A 26,715-nucleotide genomic window follows, 5' to 3' on the forward strand; every position below is an offset into this window, starting at 1 on the left:
AGTTTAGTGTCTCTTATGCAAGTGAAACACTTGCGAACCAACGAACGCAGTGAGTTTAGTGTCTCTAATTTTGCACTTTACAGATAAACACCATTTCGACAAAATAAATTGTCGAAATGGTGTTTTATTTTAATATAAAATAAACTAAAGTGATATGTATATTAACATTTTCACTATTTTAGAAAATATAATAGTGGATTTTACTCGAAATAGCCTAAAATCATATTTAAATTAAAATTGCTTTGCTATAATATATAACGTAATAGCTTTTAAAAGAGGGGTGCCTAATTGAAAACAGGACGCATCATTAAATCAATCAGTGGCGTGTATCGTGTAGATGTTAAAGGACAAATGTATGATACTAAGCCGCGAGGTCTTTTTAGAAAAAATAAATTTTCACCAATTGTTGGAGATGTCGTAGACTTCGAAGTAGAAAATGTAAATGAAGGTTATATTCATCATGTGCATAGTAGGAAAAATGAAATAAAACGACCACCTGTCAGTAATGTAGATCATCTGATTATAGTGATGAGCGCGGTTGAGCCAGATTTTTCAACGCAATTATTGGATAGGTTTTTAGTCATTGCACATTCATACCATTTACGACCACGTATTCTAGTGACTAAAAAAGACTTAGCTTCAGATGAAACACAACAAAAAGTATCTCAATTATTAAATGTATATGAAGAAATGGGTTATAAAACACAGTTTATTAGTATGCACGATGATATAAAAAAAGTCTTTTTAGAGTGGGGAGACGGTTTAGCCGTATTGAGTGGACAGTCTGGCGTAGGCAAATCGACACTATTAAATCAATATTATCCAGAATTAATGTTAGAAACGCAACATATATCTAAATCATTAAATAGAGGCCGTCATACAACAAGGCACGTAGAACTATTTGAACGTAGTCATGGTTTTATTGCAGATACGCCAGGTTTTAGTGCATTAGATTATGATCATATTCAAAAAGATGATATAAAAAAATATTTTATGGAAATCAATGAATACGGTGAACACTGTAAATTTAGAGATTGTAATCATGTTAAAGAGCCGAAATGTAATGTTAAAGCTGAATTGAAAAAAGGAAATATTGCCCAGTTCAGGTACGACCATTACTTACAACTTTTCAATGAAATTGCAAATAGAAAGGAAAGATATTAAGTGGTAAAGCTATATCCATCATTATTATCAACAGATTTTTTAAAGTTACAAGAAGAATTAACAGCATTAGAAGAAGCTGGGGTAGACGGTGTACATTTCGATGTTATGGATGGCCAATTTGTGCCCAATATTTCTATCGGGTTACCAATTTTAGATGCGGTACGTAAAGGAACGCATTTACCAATAGATGTACACTTGATGATTGAAGAACCTGAAAAATATGTTGAGTTATTTGCAGATCATGGTGCTGATATGATTTCGGTACATGTGGAAGCAACACCACATATTCATAGAGTGATAGAACAAATTCTATCTAAGAATGTAAAAGCAGGTGTAGTTATCAATCCAGGGACACCGGTGAGTTCGATTTTACCTATAATCAAAATGGTGGATTTTGTCTTAGTAATGACTGTAAATCCAGGTTTTGGTGGTCAAACATTTATTAATGAATCTATAGAAAAACTTGATAAATTATCAAAAATCAAAAATGATTTAAATTTGAGTTTTGATATTGAAGTAGACGGTGGAATTAATGACGAAACGGTAGAATCTGTAGTAAGCCATGGTGCTACAATGTTAGTGGCAGGATCATACTTTTTTAAACATGAGGATTATAAAGAGGTAACCAAGATATTGAAAGGCTGAGATAGATGAAAGTTAATTTGTTATGTGGTGATAGAAATTTACCGAAAGATATATTACAGGTACAAAAAGAGACTCACTGGATAGGTATAGATCGGGGAGCGCTAATTTTAATAGAAGCAGGAATTATTCCACAATTTGCAGTGGGTGATTTTGACTCTGTTACAAATGAAGAAAAAGCTTATATAGAATCACATATTACAATTAATCCACTTAACTCAGAAAAAAATGATACAGATTTAGCTTTGGGTATTGAACAAGCTGTAGCTAGTGGGTATAAGGAAATTTGTGTATATGGCGCAACCGGAGGAAGACTAGATCATTTTATGGGAGCGCTTCAGACATTAGAAAAGTCGGAATATACTCAACAGAATATTGGTATTAAGATTATCGATGAAAGTAATGAAATTCAATTTTTAAAAAAGGGTAATCATCAGATCCAATATAGTCAATATTATCCATATATATCTTTTATCCCTGTTACATATCCAACAGTTATATCATTAGCTAAGTTTAAATACAATTTGGAAAATGAAATGCTTAAGTTAGGTTCTACTTTAACGATTTCAAATGAATTAAACAATGTAGAGGGAGAAGTGCAGATTTCAGAAGGCAATGTACTAATGATAAGAAGTAAAGATTGATTGATAAACAATGAAATAAAGCATAAAAAAAGACCATTCCTCCACATAAGGACTGGTCTTTTCGTGCATTATATTTATTAAACTCTAGTTACTTTACCAGATTTTAAAGCACGTGCAGAAACCCAAACTTTTTTAGGTTTTCCGTCTACAAGAATTCTAACTTTTTGAAGGTTAGCATTCCATCTTCTTTTAGAAGAATTTAAAGCGTGAGAACGATTGTTTCCAGTTGAAGCTTTACGACCTGTTACGAAACATTGTTTGCCCATGAAAGTACCTCCTTTAATAAATATAAATACACGTATCTACTACATACTTGAATAATGTACCACATCTCATTTGATATAGCAATATGAAGTTGCAATTTTTCATGTTTATTATTTTTGTTAGCGGTTAATTATGATATAATTGTAAAATGTGGGTAAATGTAGTATTTTCTTAAGTAGACAAATAGTGTAATGACTATTTTTATAACCATAAACTAGGAGGCCCTAATAAATGACGTTAGAAATCACGAATGATTATGGTAGTATAGATATTTCAAACGAAGTAATCGCTTCAGTTGTAGGTAGCAAAGCAGTTGAGTGTTACGGGATTGTAGGTATGGCTTCTAGACAACAGGTCAGAGATGGCATTGCTGAAATATTAGGGCATGAAAATTACTCTAAAGGCATTGTTGTCAAAGAAGAAAATGGTGTGATAAATGTAGATATGTATATTATTGTAAGTTATGGCACGAAAATTTCAGAAGTAGCAAGTAATTTACAGTCAACAGTGAAATATACATTAGAACAAACATTAAAAGTAAAAGTTAATTCAATAAATATATTTGTACAGGGTGTACGAGTGAATAACGGCACGAAAAACTAGGAGGACAAACGCACAATGGTTATCAAAATTAATGGTAAATTATTTGCCGAGATGATTATACAAGGGGCGCAAAATTTATCAAATCATGCAGACTTGGTTGATTCATTAAATGTGTATCCAGTTCCAGATGGTGACACAGGAACAAATATGAATTTGACGATGACATCAGGCAGAGAAGCGATAGAGCATAATATATCTCAGCACATCGGTGAACTTGGAAAAACATATTCTAAAGGTTTATTAATGGGTGCTAGAGGTAATTCTGGTGTTATCTTATCTCAACTATTTAGAGGTTTTAGTAAACAGTTAGAAGCATATGAAGAAATTAATGCGCGCCAGCTTGCTGAGAGTTTTAAAGCTGGTGTAGAGACTGCATATAAAGCAATTATGAAACCAGTAGAGGGCACAATATTAACCGTAGCTAGAGATGCAGCAGATGCAGCGATACATAAGGTAGAAGAGACGGATGATTGTATTGAACTTATGTCTTATGTTTTAGAAGAAGCTGAAAAATCACTTGAAAATACTCCGAATTTATTACCTGTATTAAAAGAGGTCGGTGTTGTAGATAGTGGTGGTAAAGGTTTAGTCTTGGTATATGAAGGTTTCCTTAAAGCTATGAAAGGGGAAACAGTTAGTTCTGAAGCGCCTAAACTAGATAAAGATTCATTAGTGAATGAAGAGCATGATTTTCATGGTGTGATCAACACGGAAGATATTGTTTATGGTTTCTGTACTGAAGTCATGGTGCGTTTTGATAAAAACAAAAGAGCGTTTGATGAACAAATATTTAGAGAAGATATGAGCGAATTTGGCGATTCATTATTAGTAATCAATGATGATGAGATAGTCAAAGTACATGTACACACAGAAACACCAGGTGATGTATTCAATTATGGTCAACAATATGGAGAGCTCATTAAGTTAAAAGTTGAAAATATGCGTGAACAACATCGAGAAGTTGTTAAAAAAGAAGAAACTTCACAACGTAACGCTACCAATTCTAAAACTGAAACTGTAGAGACAGCAGTCATTACAATTTCAATGGGTGATGGTATATCAGAATTATTTAAATCTATGGGAGCAACAAATATTATTAGCGGTGGCCAAACTATGAATCCATCAACTGAAGATATTGTGAAAGTAATTGAACAATCTCAATGTAAACGTGCAATTATTTTACCCAATAATAAAAATATTATGATGGCAAGTGAACAGGCAGCAGATATCGCAGGTGTTGAAGCAGTAGTCATCCCTACTAAGTCCATTCCACAAGGCATTGCAGCGTTATTTAATTATGATGAATCAGATACACTCATTGATAATAAATCACGAATGATTGAATCTCTTGAAGCTGTTACTTCAGGTGCTGTAACATATGCTGTAAGAGATACGACCATTGATGGCGTTGAAATTAAAAAAGATGCATTCATGGGATTGATTGAAGATAAAATTGTTACCAGTCATGTAGATTTATTAGAAACGGTTAAAGGTCTATTATCAGAAATGATTCATGAAGATAGTGAAATTATAACTATGATTGTGGGTGAAGATACAAGTGATGCTGTAACTTCACAAATTGAATCTTGGATTGAGTCGGCATATCCTGAGGTTGAACTTGATCAACACCATGGGCAACAACCAGTTTATCCATATTTATTTTCTGTGGAGTAAACGAAACATAAATGAACAATAGATTAAATATACGTAATTAGAGAATCAAATCTAATTACGTATATTTTTGTGTGAACCAAGCAATTGAGTTATATTATAAAGTTGAATGCTTATTCGTGGCTGTCTTGTCATTTCAACTTTAACAAGGCAACCAGTTTTAGTTTATAATATCTAGCTATCTTGTTATAATAAAACCGTCATATGTAAATGAAAGCGCAACACATTAGAAACATTAAAAATAAGAGTGGGGTATAAATATGAAATACAAAACAGTTTTCGACATTATTGGTCCTACAATGGTTGGTCCCTCCTCCTCTCATACTGCAGGCGCAGTAAGAATAGGACTTGTAGCGAAAGATTTATTTAATGAGACACCAAAACAAGTAGATATATATCTTTATGGTTCTTTTATGGAAACTTATAAAGGGCACGGTACAGATGTTGCATTGGTAGGAGGCTTATTGGGTTATGATACAGATGATGACCGAATACAAACGAGTCTGCAAACAGCTGAAGAGATAGGAATGAAAGTGAATTTTATAGAAATGGCTGAAGAAAGATCACATCCTAATACTGCTATCATCAATATGCGGGCGGCAGAGAAGGAAATTTCTGTTGAAGGCGTATCTATAGGTGGGGGCAAGATTGAGGTAGTAGCGATAAATGGCTTTAATATTGCTATTAGTGGGAATTACCCAGCACTACTTGTCTTCCATAAAGATACATTTGGCACGATTGGGAGCGTAGCTAAGATATTAGGAGATTCTAGTATTAATGTTGGTAGTATGCAAGTTTCTAGAAAAGAAAAGGGTGACCAGGCATTAATGACTTGTGAATTAGATGATGCTATTAATGATGAAATTATAAATCAAATTAAGAACGTCGATGGTGTAGTGACGGTATCACTCATGGGAGACGCCTAAACGGAGGGTAATACATGTTTAAAAGTGTGGAAGAATTAATAGCAATGTGTGAATCAAATGATAAAAAGATTCATGAAATTATGCTTGAGCAAGAAATGGAAGTAACAGGATTATCTGAAGCTGATGTTTATGCACATATGGATAAGAACCTGCAAACTATGGAGAATGCACTTGACGAAGGACTAGCAGGTGTAACATCTACAACAGGGCTAACAGGTGGAGATGCAGTATTAATCAAAGAATATTTGAAATCAGGAAAATCATTATCAGGACCGACATTATTAGATGCAGTGAGTAAAGCTGTAGCTACAAATGAAGTTAACGCAGCGATGGGTAAAATTTGCGCAACACCTACTGCTGGTTCTGCAGGTGTGGTACCAGGCGTGTTATTTGGACTTAAACCACGCTTAGAACCAACACGCAGAGACATGTTGAACTTTTTATTGACTGCAGGCGCATTTGGCTTCGTAGTTGCTAATAACGCATCAATCTCAGGCGCAGCAGGAGGTTGTCAAGCAGAAGTAGGTTCTGCGGCAGCTATGGCAGCAGGTGCAACTGTTGAGCTTGCAGGAGGCACGCCACAACAATCAGCTGAAGCTTTTGCAATTTGTTTGAAAAATATGCTAGGTTTAGTATGTGATCCAGTGGCTGGTTTAGTAGAAGTACCTTGTGTGAAACGTAATGCAGCAGGTGCTTCTAATGCAATTGTCTCTGCAGATATGGCTTTAGCAGGTGTGACTTCAAGGATACCTACTGATGAAGTTATTGAAGCAATGTATAAAATTGGACAAACAATGCCATCAGCTTTACGCGAGACTGGACGAGGTGGTTTAGCAGGTACGCCTACGGGTCAGCGTCTAAAACAAGAAATATTTGGTGATTAAACATGTCAAAAGTAAATTTAATAGATAGCCCATTTCCCTTATCCCAAATTAAAGGATTAGGACCGAAACGCTTAGCTGTACTTAATGAACTTAATATTTATACAGTTGAAGACTTGATTCTATATTTGCCAACACGTTATGAAGATAATACTGTGATTGATTTGAATGAAGCTGAAGACCAAGCGATAGTGACAGTGGTAGGTGAGGTATATTCAACCCCTACTGTCGCTTTTTTTGGTCGTAATAAATCAAAGTTAACAGTGCATATTATGGTGAATAACATTGCGGTAAAGTGCACTTTCTTCAATCAACCTTATTTGAAAAAGAAAATCGAATTACACGGTACAGTTACTGTAAAAGGTAAATGGAATAGAAGTAAACAAGAAATTAATGGAAATAGAATGTTTTTTAGTCAAAATATGATGGAAGAAGCTCAGTTTGAGCCTGTTTATCGGATTAAAGAAGGTATTAAACAAAAACCGTTAAGAGATATGATTCGCCAAGTTTTGGATGATGTAACCATTCATGAGTGGCTTACTGATGATTTACGTCAAAAGTATAAATTGGAATCACTTGAAGATACGATTAACGCTTTGCATTTTGCTTCTGATAAAGCCTCATTAATCAAAGCGCGTAGAACATATGCATTTACTGAATTGTTCATGTTTGAATTAAGAATGCAATGGTTAAATCGATTAGAAAAAACATCTGATGAAGCAATTGAAGTTGATTATGATATTCAATTAGTTAAGCATTTCATTGACAGTTTACCATTTGAACTGACAGATGCACAAAAGCATAGTGTGAATGAAATATTTAGAGATTTGAAAGCACCGCTTCGCATGCATCGCTTATTACAAGGTGATGTAGGTTCGGGTAAAACAGTTGTTGCTGCAATTTGCATGTATGCATTGAAAACAGCTGGGTTCCAATCGGCATTAATGGTACCTACTGAAATCTTAGCAGAACAGCATGCTGAAAGTTTGGTTGAAATCTTTGGAGATAGGATGAATGTTGCCTTATTAACCGGTTCTGTTAAAGGGAAAAAACGTAAATTATTATTGGAGCAACTAAATAATAATGAGATTGATTGTATTATTGGTACGCATGCACTTATTCAAGATGATGTTGTTTTCAATAATGTAGGACTTGTTATCACTGATGAACAACACCGTTTCGGCGTGAATCAAAGACAGCTGTTGCGGGAGAAGGGCGCTATGACTAATGTATTATTTATGACTGCGACGCCTATACCAAGAACGCTAGCAATATCTGTATTCGGTGAAATGGATGTTTCATCGATTAAGCAATTACCCAAAGGACGTAAACCTATAATAACGTCATGGTCGAAACATGAAGCGTATGAAAGTGTATTAAATCAAATGACTTCAGAACTAAAAAAAGGACGTCAAGCATATGTGATATGTCCGCTTATCGAAAGTTCTGAGCATTTAGAAGATGTTCAAAACGTAGTTGCTTTGTATGAATCATTACAGGCTTATTATGGAACGGATAAAGTGGGATTGTTACATGGGAAATTATCTTCTGATGAGAAAGATAATGTGATGCAACAATTCAGTAATCATGAAATTGACGTATTAGTATCTACTACAGTTGTAGAAGTAGGGGTAAATGTCCCGAATGCAACGTTTATGATGATATATGATGCGGATCGATTTGGCCTATCTACTTTACATCAACTTAGAGGGCGTGTAGGTAGAAGTGAGCAACAAAGCTATTGTGTACTTATTGCTTCTCCTAAAACTGAGACCGGTATAGAACGAATGAACATTATGACTCAAACAACAGATGGTTTCGAATTAAGTGAACGTGATCTTGAAATGAGAGGTCCAGGGGACTTCTTTGGCGTGAAACAAAGTGGTTTGCCAGATTTCTTGGTTGCCAATGTAGTAGAAGATTATAAAATGCTTGAAGTGGCAAGAGATGAAGCGGCAGAATTAATCCAATCAGGTGTATTTTTTGAACCACAATATCAAAGATTAAGAACGTTTATCGAAGAAAATTTATTGTATATGAGTTTCGATTAATCTAACACATATCGCTTAATTGAAACTGCTGATTACCTGTAACAGCTATCGCACATTAAATAAAAAGGCATGAGCTTAAAGAATTAAATTTCATCTTTAAGCTCATGCCTTTTTTAGTTAGAAGTTTTACAGCACTTATTTTAAAGTAGAAGCGTTGTCGTTATTCAGTAACGCCTACATCATTCCAAGCTTTATCAATAGCATCTGCTTCAGTACTATTGTCACCATATAATTGGTCTGCAGCTTCTTTAAGTGCAAGTTTTGCATCAACGAATTGAGAATTCGGTGTTAGGTATTGCGTTAAAGCTAAATAATATATTTGTTGGGCTTTATCTTTACCAATAGACTTGATTGTTAAGTATGCAGCTTTATTTGGTATACCACTATTTATATGTACGCCACCTTCATCTTCGGTACCTTGATAGTAATCACTCATATTTGCTGGTTGGTCATATTGTTCTGGATTAGATAAACTTCTTAAACCGTCACCATCTTTTCCAGGTGTGTATACATCTTCTCCCATTAACCAATCTTCTGGATCATTAAAGTAACCGAAAACGTCTGAGAAGGATTCATTTAATGCACCAGGTTGGTCATGATACTCTAACCCAGCAGTATGTTCAGTAACAGCATGTGTTAATTCATGTGCAACGACATCGTTAGCAGCGGATAATGGTGCAAATTGTTTGCCATCGCCATCACCATAAATCATGTATTGACCAGTCCAAGCAGCATTGTTGTACTGTTTACCATAATGTACTACAGAGTCAATTTTACTGCCATTACCGTCTAAACTATTACGGCCAAAATTGTCTAAATAATAGTTGTAAACAGAATTAGCATAATAATGTGCATCTACGCCAGCGCGTTGTTCTTCTTTATCGAAATTAGTGTCACTGTTGACGATTGGTAAAGATAAATTTTCTGTACTATTTGCTGAGCGTGTTTCAATTTCAGCATCTTGTGATACATCATGTAACGTGTATTTACCAAGCGCAGAAGAAATATTTAACGGTGATTTTTCATCGCCATTGACACCAGTACCTTTACCTGTTGCACTAGCGTTTTCAATTAAGTCTTGTTTTTTTATAATTTCACCTGTATTCGCATCAACCTGTACTTTCCAATGTGCAGCTTTAGGGTGAATATAGTTAATCTCCACGTTATAAATTAATTTCTTTTTATCACTATTTATATCTAATTTATTATTGCTAATAACTGGATAACCTTTAATGTTACTTACATCACTTTTATCTATGCCGAGAGCTTGGAAAGCTTTGTCTTCAGCATCACTTTTTGTTAGTTTTTGGTTGTTTGTCAGTTCGATTTTTGGTTTATCTAAATTTCCGTTAATTAAAGTAACTTTGTTATTTTTGTTAACATGTATTTTAATTTTACTATCAGTTGCTGTTATATTGTCTTTCTTTGGGGTAAGGGTATAATGGGTCGCGCCCGTTTTATCTTGTTCTTTATCAACGACACTATATTGGTCGAATGCTGAACGCGTATAACTCTCATTTTGAGATTTATTTTGATCTTGAATTAGTTTTTGAGCATTTTCTTTTAATATACGCACTGGATCTTGATCATTGTTGATTTCTAAATTATCCAGCTGCTTTAATTGTTGAGGAGCAATCGTTTGCTGAGCCTCTTCTTTTGCTTCAGCCTCGGTGACGTTACTTAATAAAGCAATTGTAGCACTAGATAACAAAGTTGTTAGTAATAATTTTTTCATTTAAAAACCTCCTGAATGATATGCGGAACGAATAAATCTATTAAATTGTTAATTAATCATCATTATGCAATTAAAATTAGTTTAAATCAATAACTATTTCTAAATATATTAAAAATTTATAAAAGTGTAATTATTAAATTACATTGAATGTTTATTATATTAATTTTAGGGTTCAAAATGAGTTGCTGAGCAATTTATATGAAAATTTCGTAAAGTAGTATAAAAAGAATGTGTTAATGTGGTGTTATTTGTTGAGCATTATAAAAAGAAAGTGTTATGATGTGTTAGGAATGTTTAAGACTTGGTACTAAAAAGGGAGTTTGAATGTATGAAATTAAAAAAACAAGAACGTCGCGATGCAATTAAAAAAGAAATTGAAAAAAACCCCTTTATTACTGATTTAGATTTAAGTATACTGTTTTCCGTAAGTATTCAAACTATTAGGCTAGATCGTAAATACTTAAATATTCCGGAGTTAAGAAAGCGAATTAAATCAGTAGCTAGAAAAAATCATGAAAATATTCGCTCAATTGATGGTAGTGAAATCATAGGTGATGTAATTAATGTACAACCTGATCAAGAGGCAACATCAATTATTGAAATTGATGAAGATTCAGTATTTACAAGAAATCAAATTGCTAGAGGTCATGTACTGTTTGCACAAGCAAACTCCCTATGTGTAGCACTTATACATAAACCGACTGTATTAACAAAAGAAAGTAATGTGACGTTTTTAAAACCAGTTAAATTAAATGATACGGTACGTGCGGAGGCACAGGCTGTTGAAATTACAAACAAATACTATATGATCAATGTAAATTCTTATGTCAAAGGTAGCATTGTATTTCAAGGTACATTCAAAATGTATTATATAAGTGAGGATGAACAAAATGGTTAAAATAGCGATTGATATGATGGGTGGAGATGAAGCGCCTGGAATCGTTTTGGAAGCTGTTAAAAAGGCTGTAAATGATTTTAAAGATTTAGAAATAATATTATTTGGGAATCAAGCCCAATGTAATCTCAATCACGATCGTGTAGAAGTACGTCATTGTACTGAAGAAATTACCATGGAAGATGAACCGGTTAGAGCAATTAAACGTAAAAAAGATAGTTCAATGGTGCGAATGGCAGAGGCTGTGAAAGTTGGCGAAGCTGATGGCTGCGTATCTGCCGGAAATACAGGCGCCTTAATGTCTGCTGGTTTATTTATAGTTGGTCGTATCAAAGGTGTAGAACGACCAGCTTTAGTTGTTACTTTACCTACTATTTCAGGTAAAGGCTTTGTATTTATGGATGTAGGTGCAAATGCAGATGCAAAAGCCGAGCACTTATTACAATATGCAAAACTAGGAAATATATATGCGCAGAAAATTCGTGGTGTTCAACAACCTTCTGTAAGTTTATTGAATATTGGTACGGAGGCATCAAAAGGCAATACACTTACGAAGAAAGCTTATAGTCTAATGGAAGCACAGCAAGACTTTAAATTCACTGGTAACATTGAAGCGAAAGCACTAATGACAGGTGAAGCTGATGTAGTAGTTACGGATGGATATACCGGAAATATGATTCTTAAAAACTTAGAAGGCGTAGCAAAATCCATAGGTAAAATGCTTAAAACAACATTGTTAAGTAGCTTTAAAAATAAATTGGCTGCACTTGTTTTACGTAAAGACTTAAATACCTTAACAACAAAAATGGATTATGCAGAATACGGCGGTTCAGTGTTATTAGGATTGAATGGTATTGTAGTCAAAGCGCATGGTAGTTCAAGTGCGAAAGCTTTTTATTCAGCGATTCGCCAGGCTAAAATAGCTGGAGAACAAAAGATTGTTGAAACAATGAAAGAAACGGTGGGTGAAGGAAATGAGTAAAACAGCAATTATTTTCCCGGGCCAAGGTTCACAAAAAGTCGGGATGGCAAATGATTTATACGAACATAATGAAGCAGCAACAGAAATACTTAATCAAGCCCAGACACAAATGGACTTCGATATATTAGAAACTATGTTTACAGATTCAGAAGAAAAATTAGGTCAAACGGAAAATACACAACCAGCTTTATTAACACATAGTTCTGCTCTATTACAAGCACTTGAAAAGTTAGATGCAGATTATACTATGGGGCATAGCTTGGGTGAATATGTGAGTTTAGTCGCAAGCGGTGTACTTGCGTTTGAAGATGCAGTGAAGATTGTGCGTAAGCGTGGTCAATTGATGGCTGCGGCGTTTCCTGATGGTGTTGGTAGTATGGCGGCCGTTTTAGGGCTAGATTATGAAGCGGTAGAAGAAATATGCCAAAAGCTATCTACTGAAGATGAAATTATTGAACCAGCCAATATTAATGCTCCAGGACAAATCGTTGTTTCAGGACATAAAACGTTAATCGATCAACTTGTAGCTGAAGGCAAGGCGATGGGCGCTAAACGTGTACTACCACTTGCTGTATCTGGACCATTCCATTCTTCAATGATGCAAGTCATTGAGGCGGATTTCGCTACATATATCGATCAGTTTGAATGGCATGATGCTCAGTTTCCAGTAGTACAAAATGTCCACGCTAAAGGCGAAACGGATGCAAAAGTGATTAAATCTAATATGATTAAACAACTTTATTCGCCAGTACAATTTATTGAATCAACACAATGGCTTATCGACCAAGGCGTTGATCATTTCATTGAAATTGGTCCTGGTAAAGTACTCTCAGGATTAATTAAAAAGATTAATAGAGATGTAAAATTAACTTCAATTCAGACACTAGAAGATGTGAAAGGATGGAATGAAAATGACTAAAAGTGCATTGGTAACCGGAGCTTCAAGAGGGATTGGACGCAGTATTGCCATCCAATTAGCCGAAGAAGGGTATAATGTCGCAGTAAACTATGCTGGTAGTAAAGATAAAGCAGATGCAGTTGTAGAAGAAATAAAAGCTAAGGGTGTAGAAAGCTTTTCAATTCAAGCGAATGTTGCAGTAGGCACTGAAGTCAAAACTATGATTAAAGAAGTAGTTAATCAATTTGGCTCAGTTGATGTGCTTGTAAATAATGCTGGTATTACACGTGATAATTTAATCATGCGTATGAAAGAACAAGAATGGGACGATGTTATCGACACAAATTTAAAAGGTGTGTTTAATTGTATACAAAAAGTAACACCACAAATGTTGAAACAAAAAAGTGGAGCAATTATCAATTTATCTAGTGTTGTTGGTGCCATGGGTAATCCAGGTCAAGCAAATTATGTTGCAACAAAGGCAGGTGTCATTGGTTTAACCAAGTCATCTGCAAGAGAATTAGCTTCAAGAAGTATCACTGTAAATGCTGTAGCACCTGGCTTTATTGTTTCAGACATGACAGATGCTTTGAGTGATGAGTTAAAATCACAAATGTTAGAGCAAATTCCATTAGCAAGATTTGGAGACGATAAAGATATTGCTAATACCGTAGCCTTTTTAGCATCGGATAAAGCAAAATATATTACTGGCCAAACAATTCACGTTAATGGCGGTATGTATATGTAAAGAATTACGGCATGTCTATAAAGACATGTTAAGGTATTTGGTTATATGATTACTACAATATTTATAGCGCTTAATTTAATTGTATATCACCTACATAAAGTTAAGGTTAAAACTACAATAATATGCGAAAATATACACTTATCCATCTAATTGCCACTTGTATTTCAATAGATAAAATGGGAAAATATAAAAGTCTATAATTAGATTTTTTTAAAGGAGGTGAATCGACGTGGAAAACTTTGACAAAGTAAAAGATATCATTGTTGACCGTCTAGGGGTTGACGCTGAAAAGGTAACTGAAGGAGCATCTTTTAAAGATGATTTAGGCGCTGACTCACTTGACATCGCTGAATTAGTTATGGAATTAGAAGACGAATTTGGTACTGAAATTCCTGATGAAGAAGCTGAAAAAATCAACACTGTTGGTGATGCAGTTAGTTTTATCAATAGCATTGAAAAATAATAAACAAATATCTGAGTCGTTGAAATTACGGCTCAGATTTTTTATTGGCTAAAAATAGTAGCGCTTAATCAAGGAGAAATATATATAGGTGTATTAAATGTATTGAATTCGTGAATGGCAGTCGTTGAATGACGGCTGAAGTAAACAGTTTTTTCTTTAGTTTTATGTTAAAATCACGTAAAATATAAGGATGTATGGGTAGTCTAGCTGTAAATCTGAGGAGGAAAGAGATTGACCAATAATAAGAAAACAGAAATGGTTCAAGCATTCCAAAAAAGGTTTGCTCAAAAGATGCAAGAATTAGAATTGGATTTTAATCAAGTAGAATTATATCAACAAGCATTTTCGCATTCTAGTTTTATCAATGATTTTAATATGGATCGTTTAGATCATAATGAACGATTAGAATTTTTAGGAGATGCGGTATTAGAATTGACGGTTTCACGCTATTTGTTCGATAAATATCCAGAATTGCCTGAAGGTAATTTAACAAAAATGCGTGCAACAATTGTTTGTGAGCCTTCACTTGTAATATTTGCCAAAAAAATTCAGCTTAATGATCTTATTTTATTAGGAAAAGGTGAGGAAAAAACAGGTGGAAGAACGCGACCATCACTTGTTTCAGATGCTTTTGAAGCGTTTGTGGGTGCTTTATACTTAGATCAAGGTTTACCTTCTGTATGGAAGTTTGCTGAAAAAATTATTTTCCCATATGTGGAGGATGATGAACTTGATGGTGTGGTGGATTTTAAAACGCAATTTCAAGAATATGTCCATCAGCAAAACAAAGGTGATGTGACCTATCGTCTAATAAACGAAGAAGGTCCTGCACATCATCGTTTGTTCACATCAGAGGTTATTCTAGAGGATATTGCTGTAGCTGAAGGTAAAGGCAAGACTAAAAAAGAATCAGAACAAAAAGCAGCGGAAAGTGCATATAAATTAATGAAAAACAAAGGGTTATAACTTTGTGATTATGTCATACGAAATAAAGAATACGTTGTTATAAATCTTCTCACTGGCAATGTAATGATTAAGGAGCATAACATGGTATATTTGAAATCAATAGATGCCGTTGGGTTTAAATCTTTTGCTGAACATACAAATGTACAGTTCGATGAAGGAGTAACAGCAATTGTTGGACCGAACGGCAGTGGGAAAAGTAATATCACCGATGCAATCAAATGGGTACTAGGTGAACAATCAGCCAAATCACTTCGTGGTGCTAAAATGGAAGATATTATCTTCTCAGGGGCTGAACATAGAAAAGCTCAAAACTATGCAGAAGTAAGATTAAAGTTAGATAATAGTTCTGGTAAATTACAAATAGAGGCACCTGAAGTGTTGGTTACACGTCGATTATATAGAAGTGGTGAAAGCGAATACTATCTTAATAACGAACGTGCCAGATTAAAAGATATTGTGGATTTGTTTTTAGACTCTGGCTTAGGTAAAGAAGCATTTAGCATTATTTCACAAGGTCGTGTCGATGAAATATTAAATGCAAAACCTGTGGATAGACGACAAATATTGGAAGAGTCTGCAGGTGTGCTAAAGTACAAGAAACGTAAGGCGACCGCTGTACAAAAATTAGATCAAACTGAAGATAACCTTTCTCGAGTAGAAGATATTTTATATGACTTAGAAGGGCGCGTCGAGCCTTTAAGAGAGGAAGCAGCAATTGCTAAAGAATATAAGCACCTTTCTCAAGAGATGGAAAAAAGTGACGTACTAGTTACAGTGCACGATATTGAACAATATAGTAAAAGTATCCATGAACTCGATGACAATTTAAACTTCTTAAAGAGCCAACAAGAAGCTAAAGATGCAGAAAAAGTACAACATACGCAAGCATTAAATAAATATAAATCTGAGCGCCAACAAATTGATAATCAAATAGAAACGTTGAACTTTCAATTAGTTAAAGCAACAGAAGATGTTGAAAAATATGCAGGACAGCTTAAAGTTTTAGAAGAACGAAAAAAGAATCAATCTGAAACAAATGCGAGGTTTGAAGAAGAGCAAGCAAGCTTAGAGCATCAATCATATACACTTAAAGAAGAACAGACAGAGGCACAGACAAAGATTGATCAATTAAAACAACAACAAAAAGAATTAAATGAAAAAATACATCACTTTGAATCACAACTTTATGTTACAGATGAACAACATGATGAAAAGTTAGAAAAAATTAAAGATAAGTACTATCAATTGATGTCTGAGCAATCTGATGTCAATAATGATATTCGTTTTTTAGAACACACAATTCAAGAAAATGAGTCCAAGCAATCACGTTTAGATTCAAGATTAATTGAAGCATATGAAGAATTGAAAAACATTCAAAGTGATATTAATGATGCAGACAAACAACGTCAAAGTACACAAAAAGAACTGCAACAGTCAGAGCAACAGTTAAATAAATACGAACGCAAATTAACCGAACTCAAACAACAACAAGAAACATATGAAGAGAAATTACACCAAGCTTATCGTTTTAACGACAAGCTAAAATCACGTATAGATAGCTTATCTACACAACAAGAAGAATACAGTTATTTCTTCAACGGCGTAAAACACATACTTAAAGCTAAAAATGACAAGCTTTCTGGTATACATGGCGCAGTAGCAGAAATTATTCAAGTGCCTTCGGAGTTAACGAAAGCGATTGAAACGGCGTTAGGTGCATCATTACAACATGTCATTGTGGATTCTGAAAAAGACGGTAGACAAGCGATTCAATATTTAAAGCAACATGGTTTGGGAAGAGCCACGTTTTTACCATTAAATATCATTCAACCAAGACAATTGGGTAGCGATATTTTAAAGATTGCACAAGATACGCATGGCTTTATTAATGTTGCCGCACAAGCTATACAAGTTGATCAAGCATATCAAAATGTAATACAAAACTTACTTGGCAATACAATTATTGTGGATGACTTAAAGCATGCGAATGAGCTTGCACGTTCAATTCGTTACCGTACACGAATAGTAACGTTAGAAGGTGATATTGTTAACCCTGGTGGTTCAATGACTGGCGGCGGTGATCGTAAAACGAAAAGTATTTTAGCTCAAAAAGACGAGTTAACAACTATGCGTAAACAATTAGAAGACTACCAACAGCAAACCATTGAATTCGAAAAACAATTTCAAACAGTTAAAGCACAATCTGATGAAATAAGTGAAAAATATTTTGATACAAGTCAAAGTTACAATAACTTAAAGCAAACAGTGCATGATTGCGAATTAGAATTAGATCGTTTACGTAAAAAAGAAGCACACATCAAAGATGAACATGAAGAATTTGAATTTGAAAAAAATGACGGATATCAGAGTGAAACGAGTAAACAAACGCTCATAGATAAAAAGCAAAGATTAGATGAAATAAAAGGTCAATTACAACAATTAGAGGGTGATATTGACTTATACACTAAATTGTCGAAAGAAGGCAAAGAAAGTACAACACAAATGCAACAACAATTACATCAAAAGCAATCTGATTTAGCTGTAGTAAAAGAGCGACTCAATAGCCAACAACAAACGAAGTCAAGGCTGGAAAAACAGTTGCTTCACGTAGCAGATCAACAGCAGAAATTAGATGAACAAATAAGTTTGTTTAATTCAGATGAAATGACCGGCGAAAAGGCTTTTGAAACAATTCAAAGTAGTATCACTGAAAGTAAGGCAGATAGAGATAATTTGATGACGACACTTGAAGAAATCAAATCGCGTAGAACGGCTTTAAATGATACAATAGAAGCGACAGATCAGCAATTACAAGAAGCTAATCAAGATATTTTATCAATCGAAAATCGCTACCAAGACATTAAGTCTGAACAGTCTCGACTTGACGTGTTAATCAATTATGCTATTGACCACTTAAGTGAAGATTATCATTTAACTTATGAACGCGCGAGTCAATTATACGATTTAGATGAAGATATCGATGTAATACGTAAAAAAGTTAAATTAACAAAAATGTCCATAGAAGAACTTGGACCAGTTAATTTAAATGCTATTGAGCAATTTGAAGAAATTAATACACGTTATACATTCTTAGATGAACAGCGTACAGATTTAAGAGCAGCAAAGTTAACGCTAGAACAAATTATTGAAGAAATGGATCAAGAAGTAAAAGATCGTTTTAAAGAGACGTTTTTTGCAGTACAAGGTTATTTCTCAGAAGTATTTAAGTCATTGTTTGGTGGTGGACAAGCTGAGTTACGTTTGTCAGGTGATGATTATTTAACAGCAGGGGTGGATATCATTGTTCAACCTCCTGGAAAAAAATTGCAACACCTATCTTTATTAAGTGGTGGAGAACGTGCGTTGAGTGCAATTGCTCTATTATTTGCTATCTTAAAAGTACGTTCGGCTCCGTTTGTTATCTTAGATGAAGTAGAAGCAGCATTAGATGAAGCAAACGTTATACGCTATGCTCAGTACCTTAAAAAATTATCAGATCAAACACAGTTTATCGTAATTACTCACCGAAAAGGGACGATGGAATTTTCAGATTGTCTATATGGTGTTACCATGCAAGAATCAGGTGTATCAAAATTGGTAAGTGTTAATTTAAATACGATAGATAAAGTCATGAAGGAGGAACAAGCATGAGCTTTTTCAAACGATTAAAAAATAAATTTTCAGGTTCAGATGAAAATCAACAACAAGATGAACAATTAGAACAACTAGAAACTGAACAAAATAGTGATGAGGACAAAGATAAAACCTCAAAAAAACCTAAAAAATTAAAAGAAGCAGATTTTGATGAAGATGGCTTGATTTCAATTGAAGACTTTGAAGAAATTGAAGCGCAACAACTCGGAGCAAAATTTAAAGCTGGTTTAGAAAAATCACGTGAAAATTTCCAAGAGCAATTAAACAACTTGATTGCACGTTATCGTAAAGTAGATGAAGATTTCTTTGAAGCTCTAGAAGAAATGCTTATTACTGCTGATGTCGGGTTTAACACCGTCATGCAACTTGTAGAAGAATTACGTGAAGAAGCGCAACGCCGCAATATTTCTGAAACTGAAGATTTGCGTGAAGTCATTGTGGAAAAAATTGTTGAAATCTATCATCAAGACGAAGAAAATTCAGAAGTAATGGACTTGGAAGATGGTCGTCTTAATGTGATTCTTATGGTGGGCGTGAATGGTGTAGGTAAGACAACTACGATTGGTAAATTAGCACATCGTTATAAATCTGAAGGCAAAAAAGTTATGCTTGCAGCTGGTGATACATTTAGAGCTGGTGCGATAGAACAACTTAAAGTGTGGGGAGAACGCGTTGGTGTTGAAGTGATGAGCCAAAGTGAAGGATCAGATCCTGCGGCAGTGATGTACGACGCTATTAATGCAGCTAAAAGTAAAGAAGTAGACATTTTAATTTGTGATACTGCGGGACGTTTACAAAACAAATCTAATTTAATGAATGAATTAGAAAAAGTAAAACGTGTAATTGGACGTGCTGTACCCGAAGCACCTCACGAAGTGTTACTTTGCTTAGATGCTACTACTGGACAAAATGCATTATCACAAGCAAAATCATTTAAAGAAGTGACAAATGTTACAGGTATAGTGTTAACAAAACTAGATGGTACTGCTAAAGGTGGTATCGTATTAGCGATACGTAATGAACTGCATATACCTGTTAAATACGTTGGCTTAGGTGAAAAGTTAGATGATTTACAACCATTTAATCCTGAAAGCTATGTATATGGACTATTTGCTGATATGATTGAACAAAATGTTGATGAAGCTGACGAAATAGCAGCACCAAAGTCCGAAGATGATGACTTAGAAGGTAATTCTAATGAGTCAAAATGATTTAATTAAAACAATTCGAATGAATTATCTATTTGATTTTTATCAATCTTTGTTAACTGATAAGCAGCGTAATTATTTAGAACTATTTTATTTACAAGATTATTCTTTAAGTGAAATCGCTGATACTTTTGATGTGAGTCGTCAAGCAGTTTATGATAATATAAGAAGAACTGGCGACTTAGTAGAAGATTATGAAGAAAAGTTGGGCTTATATAAAAACTTTGAACAAAGACAAGATATATACGGGAAAATGAAAGAACATATGAATGATCCAGAAAAAATAAAACAATACATTCAATCACTTGAAGATTTAGAATAGATGATTAAAAAGGAGGGTATTTGATATGGCATTTGAAGGATTATCCGATCGTTTACAAGGAACGATGCAAAAAATTCGAGGCAAAGGTAAAGTTACGGAAGCAGATATTAAACTAATGATGCGTGAAGTAAGATTGGCATTGTTAGAAGCCGATGTTAACTTTAAAGTCGTAAAAGAATTTGTCAAAACTGTATCAGATAGAGCTTTAGGTTCAGATGTAATGAAATCATTAACACCTGGACAACAAGTAATCAAAATAGTGCAGGAAGAACTTACTCAACTTATGGGTGGAGAAAATGCTACGATTACTATGGCTAACAAACCGCCAACTGTTGTAATGATGGTCGGCTTACAAGGTGCAGGTAAAACCACGACAGCAGGTAAATTAGCACTGCTTATGCGTAAGAAGTATAATAAAAAACCAATGCTGGTAGCGGCAGATATTTATCGTCCAGCAGCTATTGATCAGTTACAAACTGTAGGTAAACAAATCGACATTCCTGTATACAGTGAAGGCGACCAAGTGAAACCACAACAAATTGTAGAAAATGCAATAAAACATGCTAAAGAGGAACACTTAGACTTTGTGATTATTGATACAGCTGGGCGTTTGCATGTGGATGAAGCATTAATGGAAGAATTAAGTGATGTTAAAGAAATTACCAAACCAGATGAAATTATGCTAGTTGTCGATGCAATGACAGGTCAAGATGCAGTTAATGTAGCCCAATCATTTGATGATCAACTTGAAGTTTCAGGTGTAACACTTACAAAATTAGACGGCGATACTCGTGGTGGTGCAGCGTTATCAATTCGTTCCGTAACTCAAAAACCGATTAAGTTTGTAGGTATGAGTGAAAAACTTGATGGTTTAGAACCATTCCATCCTGAACGTATGGCATCTCGTATCTTAGGAATGGGAGATGTATTAAGTTTAATTGAGAAAGCACAACAAGATGTAGATGAAGATAAAGCTAAAGACCTAGAGAAGAAAATGCGTACATCTTCATTTACGTTGGATGATTTCTTGGATCAATTAGACCAAGTTAAAAGTCTTGGACCATTAGATGATATTATGAAAATGGTGCCGGGTATGAATAAAATGAAAGGCTTAGATAATTTGAACATGGATGATAAACAAATTGATCATATTAAAGCCATCATACAATCAATGACGCCAACCGAAAGAAATAATCCAGATACATTGAATGTATCTCGAAAAAAACGTATCGCTAAAGGTTCAGGTCGTTCTGTACAAGAAGTGAACAGATTAATGAAACAATTTAACGAAATGAAAAAAATGATGAAACAATTTTCTGGCGGAGGCAAAGGTAAAAAAGGTAAACGTAAACAAATGGAAAATATGTTAAATGGCATGAACTTACCATTTTAGTTATTCGTTTGCTATAAATAAGTTGCTAGTTAGAAAATCAAATAAAAAAAAGGTAGTTTCCTAAAAGTGGGAACTACCTTTTTTATTGACCATGATATATTATATTAAGCCAAGATGTTCTCGGAAAGTTGTACCATCGTAAGAGGACCTAAATAAATCTCTTTTTTGCAGCTCAGGAATAATCAGATTTACAAAATCTTCCAAACTGTTTGGAAGTACAGGAGGCATCAAATTAAAACCATCAGCGACACCACAATCCATCCACAGTTCCATAGTGTCTACAATGTCTTTTGGTGTGCCAATTAAAGTTAAGTGTCCACCACCAGCATTGAGATAACCTAGTAGTTCTCTTAACGTAGGATTCGTGTCTTGGATGATTTCAAGGACTGTCTCATAACGACCTACAGGGCCTGTAAACGATTCAACTGGAGGTAATGGTGGGACAGGTTTATCTAAATCCCAGTTATGGCAGTCTTGTTGTATGAAAAAGCTCAATTGCTTTAATGCAGTTTCAACTGGTAGCGCTTCGTCTAATTTTTGTTTTTTTGCATATGCTGCTTCATATGTCTCACCTACATATGTAACTAAACCAGGGAAGACCTTGATATGTTGTCTGTTTGGATCTTCACTCAGTAACTGTTCGTCAAGTTTCTGACGAAAGGCCTTTGCTTGTTTTAAATTCCATGCAACAGCATAAACAGCATCAGCATATTTTGCAGCTAGTGCTATGCCTTGGCTTGATGCACCCGCTTGCATTGCTACTGGTTTGCCTTGAGGGCTACGGGGTGTAGTAGATGGACCTTTTACATTAAAGAACTTTCCTTCGTGATTGAAAGGGTGTATATGTGATGAATGAATTAAATGATTGTCTTTACGATTATGTGAAAAGTCATTATAGTCCCAAGAGCTAAATAGCTTATTCATCAGTTGAGCAAATTCATGAGCTTTTGCATATCTTTCTTCGCGTGGTGGAAGTGCTGGCATACTATGGTTAAAAGCTTCTAAATCAGTCATTGAAGTAACAAGGTTCCAACCTACACGACCTTGAGTAACATGGTCTAAACTTAAGAGCTGACGAGATGCTGTAAAAGGATTGGAAAACGTACTGGAAATAGTGGCTACGAGGCCAATGTGATGAGTTACTTGCGAAATTGCAGTTAAACTTACTATAGGGTCAAACCAAAATGCTGGCATATCACTTTCAGACTTTGCTGGGAATGAATGATTGTCTGCAAAGAACACAGCATCAAATAAACCTTGCTCAGATATTTGTGCTAGCTCTTGATAATAGGATATATCTCCTACACGTTCAACGCTTGAATCAGGCATTAACCAAGCAGCTTGGTGATGGCCACAAGCATATATTAATATACCAATATTGAGATGTTTCTTAGAATCCATAGTCATTACGAGATGCCTCCAAATTTCAAATTATTAATTCATAGTTAAACCACCATCAATGGTAAAGTTCTGTCCTGTTATACCTTTTGCTTGATCAGATACTAAATAGGCCACCATATTGGCAACGTCTTGTGGAGCGGTAACTTTTTTCAAAGGTGTTGTCTGTGCAATCAGATCAAATACTTCAGCAGTGGTAGCAGCACTGGCATCTGTGGTTTTTAATAAGCCGCCTGATACAACATTAGCTGTAATGCCAAACTGACCTAATTCTGCTGCAATGTTACGTGTTAACCCAATAAGACCAGCTTTCGCTGTTGTATATTCATGATAAGGCACCACAGGATTTTGATATAAATTAGTACCAATAGAAATAATGGCACCAGATTGTCTTTCTGAAAATTGGGGTAATACACTTTGAATGACGTTAAATGCTGATTTTAAAGTACCATCGAGTTGTTGCTGATAATCGTCCCAAGATAAGTCTTTGAAAGGTTTTTGCTGTGTAGGGTCAAACTTGAACCCAACTAATGCATTATTAACTACCGCATCGATATGACCAAAATATTCTGTAGCTTGTGCTATTAATTTTTCGACATCATTTTTATTTGTAACATCAGCTTGAATAGCTATTGCTTGATGTTCGCCAATTTCAGATACTAGTTGCTCAGCCAGTACTTTATTTTGAAAATAATTAATGATAACGTTATATCCTTGCTGAGATAATGTTCTAACAATAACTGCGCCTAAACCTCGACTACTGCCAGTTACTAGTACTGTTTTATTCATATAAATCACTCCTATTCAAATGTTTACTAAATAAAAAAACACAACCTTCACTATAGAAAGTTGTGTATGAAAAAATAACAGTATATTTATAGTAGAATCGTTTTCTCTATAAAATACGAAATCATTCACACTTTCCTCCGCTAGATTTAGCTAGATCAGGTTCAAAGGGTTTGAGTAGAACTCATCTCAGTTTAAAACACCCCTAGTGCTATTATTATTTAATTTATCTTCAATGTATATTTTATATATTCAGATGTCAAGTGGTGCTCTTGAAGGTATATAAGAAAGTGAAATATTGGATGAAACTGGGGAGAAAGACAATATGATGTTATAAGTAAAATGCATTTCACTTTGATTGTTGAAATGAAGCTATTAAGCAATGTATCAACGTATAATATATAAAGTGCTTTTGAATTTGTTGGAAAAAAGTAATCATTGGTCAGTATATATTAAGCATTACATGCATTTTAGTAAGATGACATGAAAGCTTTCATATTGATATTTAATAAAGGTTTGACGATAATTTTAAAAAGGTCAAGAAGAAACTCTTTACAAATGTAGGAAGTACTGTTATCATTATCTCTTGTAGAAAATAAAAATTATGAACATATAAAGGAGAGAAAATAAATGGCAGTTAAATTACGTTTAACACGTTTAGGTTCTAAAAGAAATCCATTCTATCGTATCGTAGCAGCAGATGCTCGTGCGCCACGTGATGGTCGTAACATCCAACAAATCGGTACTTATAACCCTAGCAGCGTGAATGCACCAGAAGTTAAAATCGACGAAGAATTAGCGCTTAAATGGTTAAAAGATGGAGCTAAACCTACAGATACTGTACACAACATCTTATCAAAAGAAGGTATCTTGAAAAAATTCGACGATCAAAAATAAGTTTAAACTTATATCACAAATATATCATTTGTAAGAGTACCGAATCAGGTGCTCTTTTTTTAAATGCTAAAAATAATACGTTTAATATTAGAAATGGTATTGAAAACAAGGCACACAGTTAGTCGTTTGTTCTTGTCTTAAATTTATAATTTCCAACGTTGATTGATAACTAAGATGGATTTATCCATGTTATAATAGGTAGCGTAAAAAATAAAACGTACATAAAAATTAGGGACACCTAGGATATATATTTTATCGGAGGAACATATATGAAAGTTGAAGTAGGAAAAATCGTTAATACACATGGCGTAAAAGGTGAAATTAAAATTAAATCAGATTCTGACTTTACAGAAACGCGTTTTCAACCTGGTGAAGTCGTGGAAATCGAACGTGAAGGAAAAGAAACGCTTGAATTTAAGATTGCTTCATATCGTATGCATAAAGGGTTACATATGCTCACTTTTGAAGGCATTAATAATATTAATGATATTGAATATTTAAAAGGTGAAACGATAGTGCAAGAGCGTGATCATGAAGAAATTGAATTGGGTGAGCATGAGTATTTTTATTCAGATATTATTGGGTGTACAGTCTTTGACGATGAAGATACACCGATTGGTCGCGTAATAGAAATATTTGAAACCGGTGCAAATGATGTATGGGTCGTTAAAGGTGATAAGGAATATCTTATCCCCTATATTGCAGATGTCGTCAAAGATATTGATGTTGAAGGTAGAAGTATAAAAATCACACCTATGGAAGGGTTATTAGATTAATGAAAATTGATTATTTAACACTTTTTCCAGAGATGTTTGATGGTGTGCTAAATCATTCTATTTTGAAACGTGCTCAAGAAAAAGGAATGTTAGACGTTAATACCGTGAATTTTAGACATTTTGCTGAGAACAAACATAACCAAGTAGATGATTATCCATTTGGTGGAGGGCAAGGGATGGTATTGAAGCCGGAGCCTGTGTTCAATGCTATGGATAGTATTGAACACACAGAGGACACACGCGTCATCTTAATGTGTCCTCAAGGGCGACCGTTTAGTCAACAAATCGCACAAGAATTGAGCGAATCAGAGCATTTGGTATTTATTTGTGGACATTATGAGGGTTACGATGAAAGAATAAGAGAACATTTGGTTACTGATGAAATATCAATGGGAGATTATGTGCTAACAGGCGGTGAGTTACCAGCAATGGTTATGACAGACGCTGTAGTTAGACTATTACCGGGCGTTTTAGGTAATCAACAATCCCATGAAGATGACTCATTTCAAGATGGACTGTTAGAGTTCCCTCAGTATACACGTCCACGCAATTATAAAGATATGGGTGTACCTGATGTATTGCTATCTGGTAATCATGCACACATAGAAACATGGCGTCACGAGCAAAAAATCTTACGCACATTTGAAAAACGTCCTGATTTATTAGAGTCTTATACTTTAACGGATAAGGATAAAGATATAATAGAAAGATATAAAAATCAATTGAAAAAAGACTGACAGTGTGCTAA

At 34.5% G+C, this 26,715-nt stretch carries 25 protein-coding genes and 1 riboswitch; of the genes, 21 read left to right on the forward strand and 4 right to left on the reverse strand.

Annotated features, from left to right (window positions below):
- Positions 1–288 precede the first annotated feature (288 nt).
- Genes rsgA through BK821_RS07985 form a run of 3 tightly spaced genes read left to right on the forward strand, consistent with a single transcriptional unit; the run spans position 289 to position 2,450 of the window.
- The gene (gene rsgA, locus BK821_RS07975) at positions 289–1,164 is read left to right on the forward strand and encodes a ribosome small subunit-dependent GTPase A (protein ID WP_071331518.1); all 876 of its coding nucleotides are present in this window, start codon (positions 289–291) and stop codon (positions 1,162–1,164) included.
- Positions 1,165–1,809 carry a ribulose-phosphate 3-epimerase gene (rpe, locus tag BK821_RS07980; RefSeq protein ID WP_071331519.1) on the forward strand — a complete coding sequence of 215 codons (645 nt, stop codon included), beginning with the start codon at positions 1,165–1,167 and terminating at the stop codon, positions 1,807–1,809.
- Between the two features lie 5 nt (positions 1,810–1,814).
- Positions 1,815–2,450 (forward strand): thiamine diphosphokinase, encoded by a 636-nt coding sequence (locus BK821_RS07985; protein ID WP_046836213.1) that lies wholly within the window; start codon positions 1,815–1,817, stop codon positions 2,448–2,450.
- Positions 2,451–2,527: 77 nt separating this feature from the next.
- On the opposite strand, the gene rpmB is transcribed toward BK821_RS07985, so the two are convergent.
- Positions 2,528–2,716 (reverse strand): 50S ribosomal protein L28, encoded by a 189-nt coding sequence (gene rpmB / locus BK821_RS07990; protein ID WP_002483503.1) that lies wholly within the window; start codon positions 2,714–2,716, stop codon positions 2,528–2,530.
- A gap of 229 nt (positions 2,717–2,945) precedes the next feature.
- Between rpmB and BK821_RS07995 the strand changes: the two genes are divergently transcribed.
- The 5 genes from BK821_RS07995 (at position 2,946) to recG (ending at position 8,846) form a co-directional block, all read left to right on the forward strand.
- Complete coding sequence (locus BK821_RS07995) at positions 2,946–3,317, forward strand: Asp23/Gls24 family envelope stress response protein (protein ID WP_046836214.1); 372 nt, start codon at positions 2,946–2,948, stop codon at positions 3,315–3,317.
- Between the two features lie 15 nt (positions 3,318–3,332).
- Complete coding sequence (gene fakA / locus BK821_RS08000; RefSeq protein WP_046836215.1) at positions 3,333–4,991, forward strand: fatty acid kinase catalytic subunit FakA; 1,659 nt, start codon at positions 3,333–3,335, stop codon at positions 4,989–4,991.
- 257 nt (positions 4,992–5,248) lie between these two features.
- Positions 5,249–5,914 (forward strand): L-serine ammonia-lyase, iron-sulfur-dependent subunit beta, encoded by a 666-nt coding sequence (sdaAB, locus tag BK821_RS08005; RefSeq protein WP_046836216.1) that lies wholly within the window; start codon positions 5,249–5,251, stop codon positions 5,912–5,914.
- Between the two features lie 14 nt (positions 5,915–5,928).
- On the forward strand, positions 5,929–6,798 hold the full coding sequence (gene sdaAA / locus BK821_RS08010) for an L-serine ammonia-lyase, iron-sulfur-dependent, subunit alpha (protein ID WP_046836217.1): 870 nt from the start codon (positions 5,929–5,931) through the stop codon (positions 6,796–6,798).
- 2 nt (positions 6,799–6,800) lie between these two features.
- A complete protein-coding gene (gene recG, locus BK821_RS08015; RefSeq protein WP_046836218.1) occupies positions 6,801–8,846 on the forward strand; it encodes an ATP-dependent DNA helicase RecG in 2,046 nt (681 codons plus the stop codon).
- Between the two features lie 160 nt (positions 8,847–9,006).
- Here the strand turns inward: recG and BK821_RS08020 are convergent, their stop codons facing one another.
- Complete coding sequence (locus tag BK821_RS08020; protein WP_063410188.1) at positions 9,007–10,581, reverse strand: M4 family metallopeptidase; 1,575 nt, start codon at positions 10,579–10,581, stop codon at positions 9,007–9,009.
- Between the two features lie 328 nt (positions 10,582–10,909).
- On the opposite strand from BK821_RS08020, the gene fapR reads away from it, so the two are divergent.
- The 10 genes from fapR to ffh all read left to right on the forward strand — a co-directional run bounded on the left by fapR (position 10,910) and on the right by ffh (position 22,110).
- A complete protein-coding gene (fapR, locus tag BK821_RS08025) occupies positions 10,910–11,479 on the forward strand; it encodes a transcription factor FapR (RefSeq protein WP_046836220.1) in 570 nt (189 codons plus the stop codon).
- Entirely contained in the window at positions 11,472–12,458 is a 987-nt protein-coding gene (gene plsX, locus BK821_RS08030) for a phosphate acyltransferase PlsX (protein WP_046836221.1), read from the forward strand. The genes fapR and plsX overlap by 8 nt, the downstream gene beginning before the upstream one ends.
- Entirely contained in the window at positions 12,451–13,377 is a 927-nt protein-coding gene (fabD, locus tag BK821_RS08035) for an ACP S-malonyltransferase (RefSeq protein ID WP_046836222.1), read from the forward strand. The genes plsX and fabD overlap by 8 nt, the downstream gene beginning before the upstream one ends.
- Positions 13,370–14,104 carry a 3-oxoacyl-[acyl-carrier-protein] reductase gene (gene fabG / locus BK821_RS08040; protein WP_046836223.1) on the forward strand — a complete coding sequence of 245 codons (735 nt, stop codon included), beginning with the start codon at positions 13,370–13,372 and terminating at the stop codon, positions 14,102–14,104. The genes fabD and fabG overlap by 8 nt, the downstream gene beginning before the upstream one ends.
- A 229-nt stretch (positions 14,105–14,333) precedes the next feature.
- A complete protein-coding gene (locus tag BK821_RS08045) occupies positions 14,334–14,567 on the forward strand; it encodes an acyl carrier protein (RefSeq protein WP_046836224.1) in 234 nt (77 codons plus the stop codon).
- A 255-nt stretch (positions 14,568–14,822) separates the two neighbouring features.
- Positions 14,823–15,533 (forward strand): ribonuclease III, encoded by a 711-nt coding sequence (gene rnc / locus BK821_RS08050; protein ID WP_371261096.1) that lies wholly within the window; start codon positions 14,823–14,825, stop codon positions 15,531–15,533.
- An 81-nt stretch (positions 15,534–15,614) separates the two neighbouring features.
- Complete coding sequence (gene smc / locus BK821_RS08055) at positions 15,615–19,184, forward strand: chromosome segregation protein SMC (RefSeq protein ID WP_071331520.1); 3,570 nt, start codon at positions 15,615–15,617, stop codon at positions 19,182–19,184.
- Positions 19,181–20,398, forward strand: a complete 1,218-nt coding sequence (gene ftsY, locus BK821_RS08060; protein ID WP_046836227.1) for a signal recognition particle-docking protein FtsY — start codon at positions 19,181–19,183, stop codon at positions 20,396–20,398. Before smc ends, ftsY begins: the two co-directional genes overlap by 4 nt.
- Entirely contained in the window at positions 20,385–20,717 is a 333-nt protein-coding gene (locus BK821_RS08065) for a putative DNA-binding protein (protein ID WP_046836228.1), read from the forward strand. The genes ftsY and BK821_RS08065 overlap by 14 nt, the downstream gene beginning before the upstream one ends.
- Positions 20,718–20,742: 25 nt before the next feature.
- Entirely contained in the window at positions 20,743–22,110 is a 1,368-nt protein-coding gene (gene ffh, locus BK821_RS08070) for a signal recognition particle protein (RefSeq protein ID WP_046836229.1), read from the forward strand.
- Positions 22,111–22,209: 99 nt separating this feature from the next.
- Here the strand turns inward: ffh and BK821_RS08075 are convergent, their stop codons facing one another.
- Both BK821_RS08075 and BK821_RS08080 read right to left on the reverse strand, forming a co-directional pair.
- Positions 22,210–23,511, reverse strand: a complete 1,302-nt coding sequence (locus BK821_RS08075) for an LLM class flavin-dependent oxidoreductase (RefSeq protein ID WP_371261097.1) — start codon at positions 23,509–23,511, stop codon at positions 22,210–22,212.
- Between the two features lie 33 nt (positions 23,512–23,544).
- Positions 23,545–24,297 (reverse strand): 3-oxoacyl-ACP reductase, encoded by a 753-nt coding sequence (locus tag BK821_RS08080; protein ID WP_046836231.1) that lies wholly within the window; start codon positions 24,295–24,297, stop codon positions 23,545–23,547.
- 115 nt (positions 24,298–24,412) lie between these two features.
- Positions 24,413–24,511, reverse strand: a riboswitch (TPP riboswitch).
- Between the two features lie 413 nt (positions 24,512–24,924).
- Here BK821_RS08080 and rpsP point away from each other — a divergent pair.
- From rpsP to trmD, 3 genes are all read left to right on the forward strand, one after another.
- Positions 24,925–25,191 carry a 30S ribosomal protein S16 gene (gene rpsP / locus BK821_RS08085; RefSeq protein WP_046836232.1) on the forward strand — a complete coding sequence of 89 codons (267 nt, stop codon included), beginning with the start codon at positions 24,925–24,927 and terminating at the stop codon, positions 25,189–25,191.
- 269 nt (positions 25,192–25,460) lie between these two features.
- A complete protein-coding gene (gene rimM / locus BK821_RS08090; RefSeq protein WP_046836233.1) occupies positions 25,461–25,967 on the forward strand; it encodes a ribosome maturation factor RimM in 507 nt (168 codons plus the stop codon).
- A complete protein-coding gene (trmD, locus tag BK821_RS08095; protein WP_046836234.1) occupies positions 25,967–26,704 on the forward strand; it encodes a tRNA (guanosine(37)-N1)-methyltransferase TrmD in 738 nt (245 codons plus the stop codon). Before rimM ends, trmD begins: the two co-directional genes overlap by 1 nt.
- The last annotated feature ends 11 nt before the right edge of the window (positions 26,705–26,715 follow it).

Origin of the sequence: Staphylococcus sp. LCT-H4, from assembly GCF_001866145.1 — a bacterium.
GTDB classification, from domain to species: domain Bacteria; phylum Bacillota; class Bacilli; order Staphylococcales; family Staphylococcaceae; genus Staphylococcus; species Staphylococcus succinus.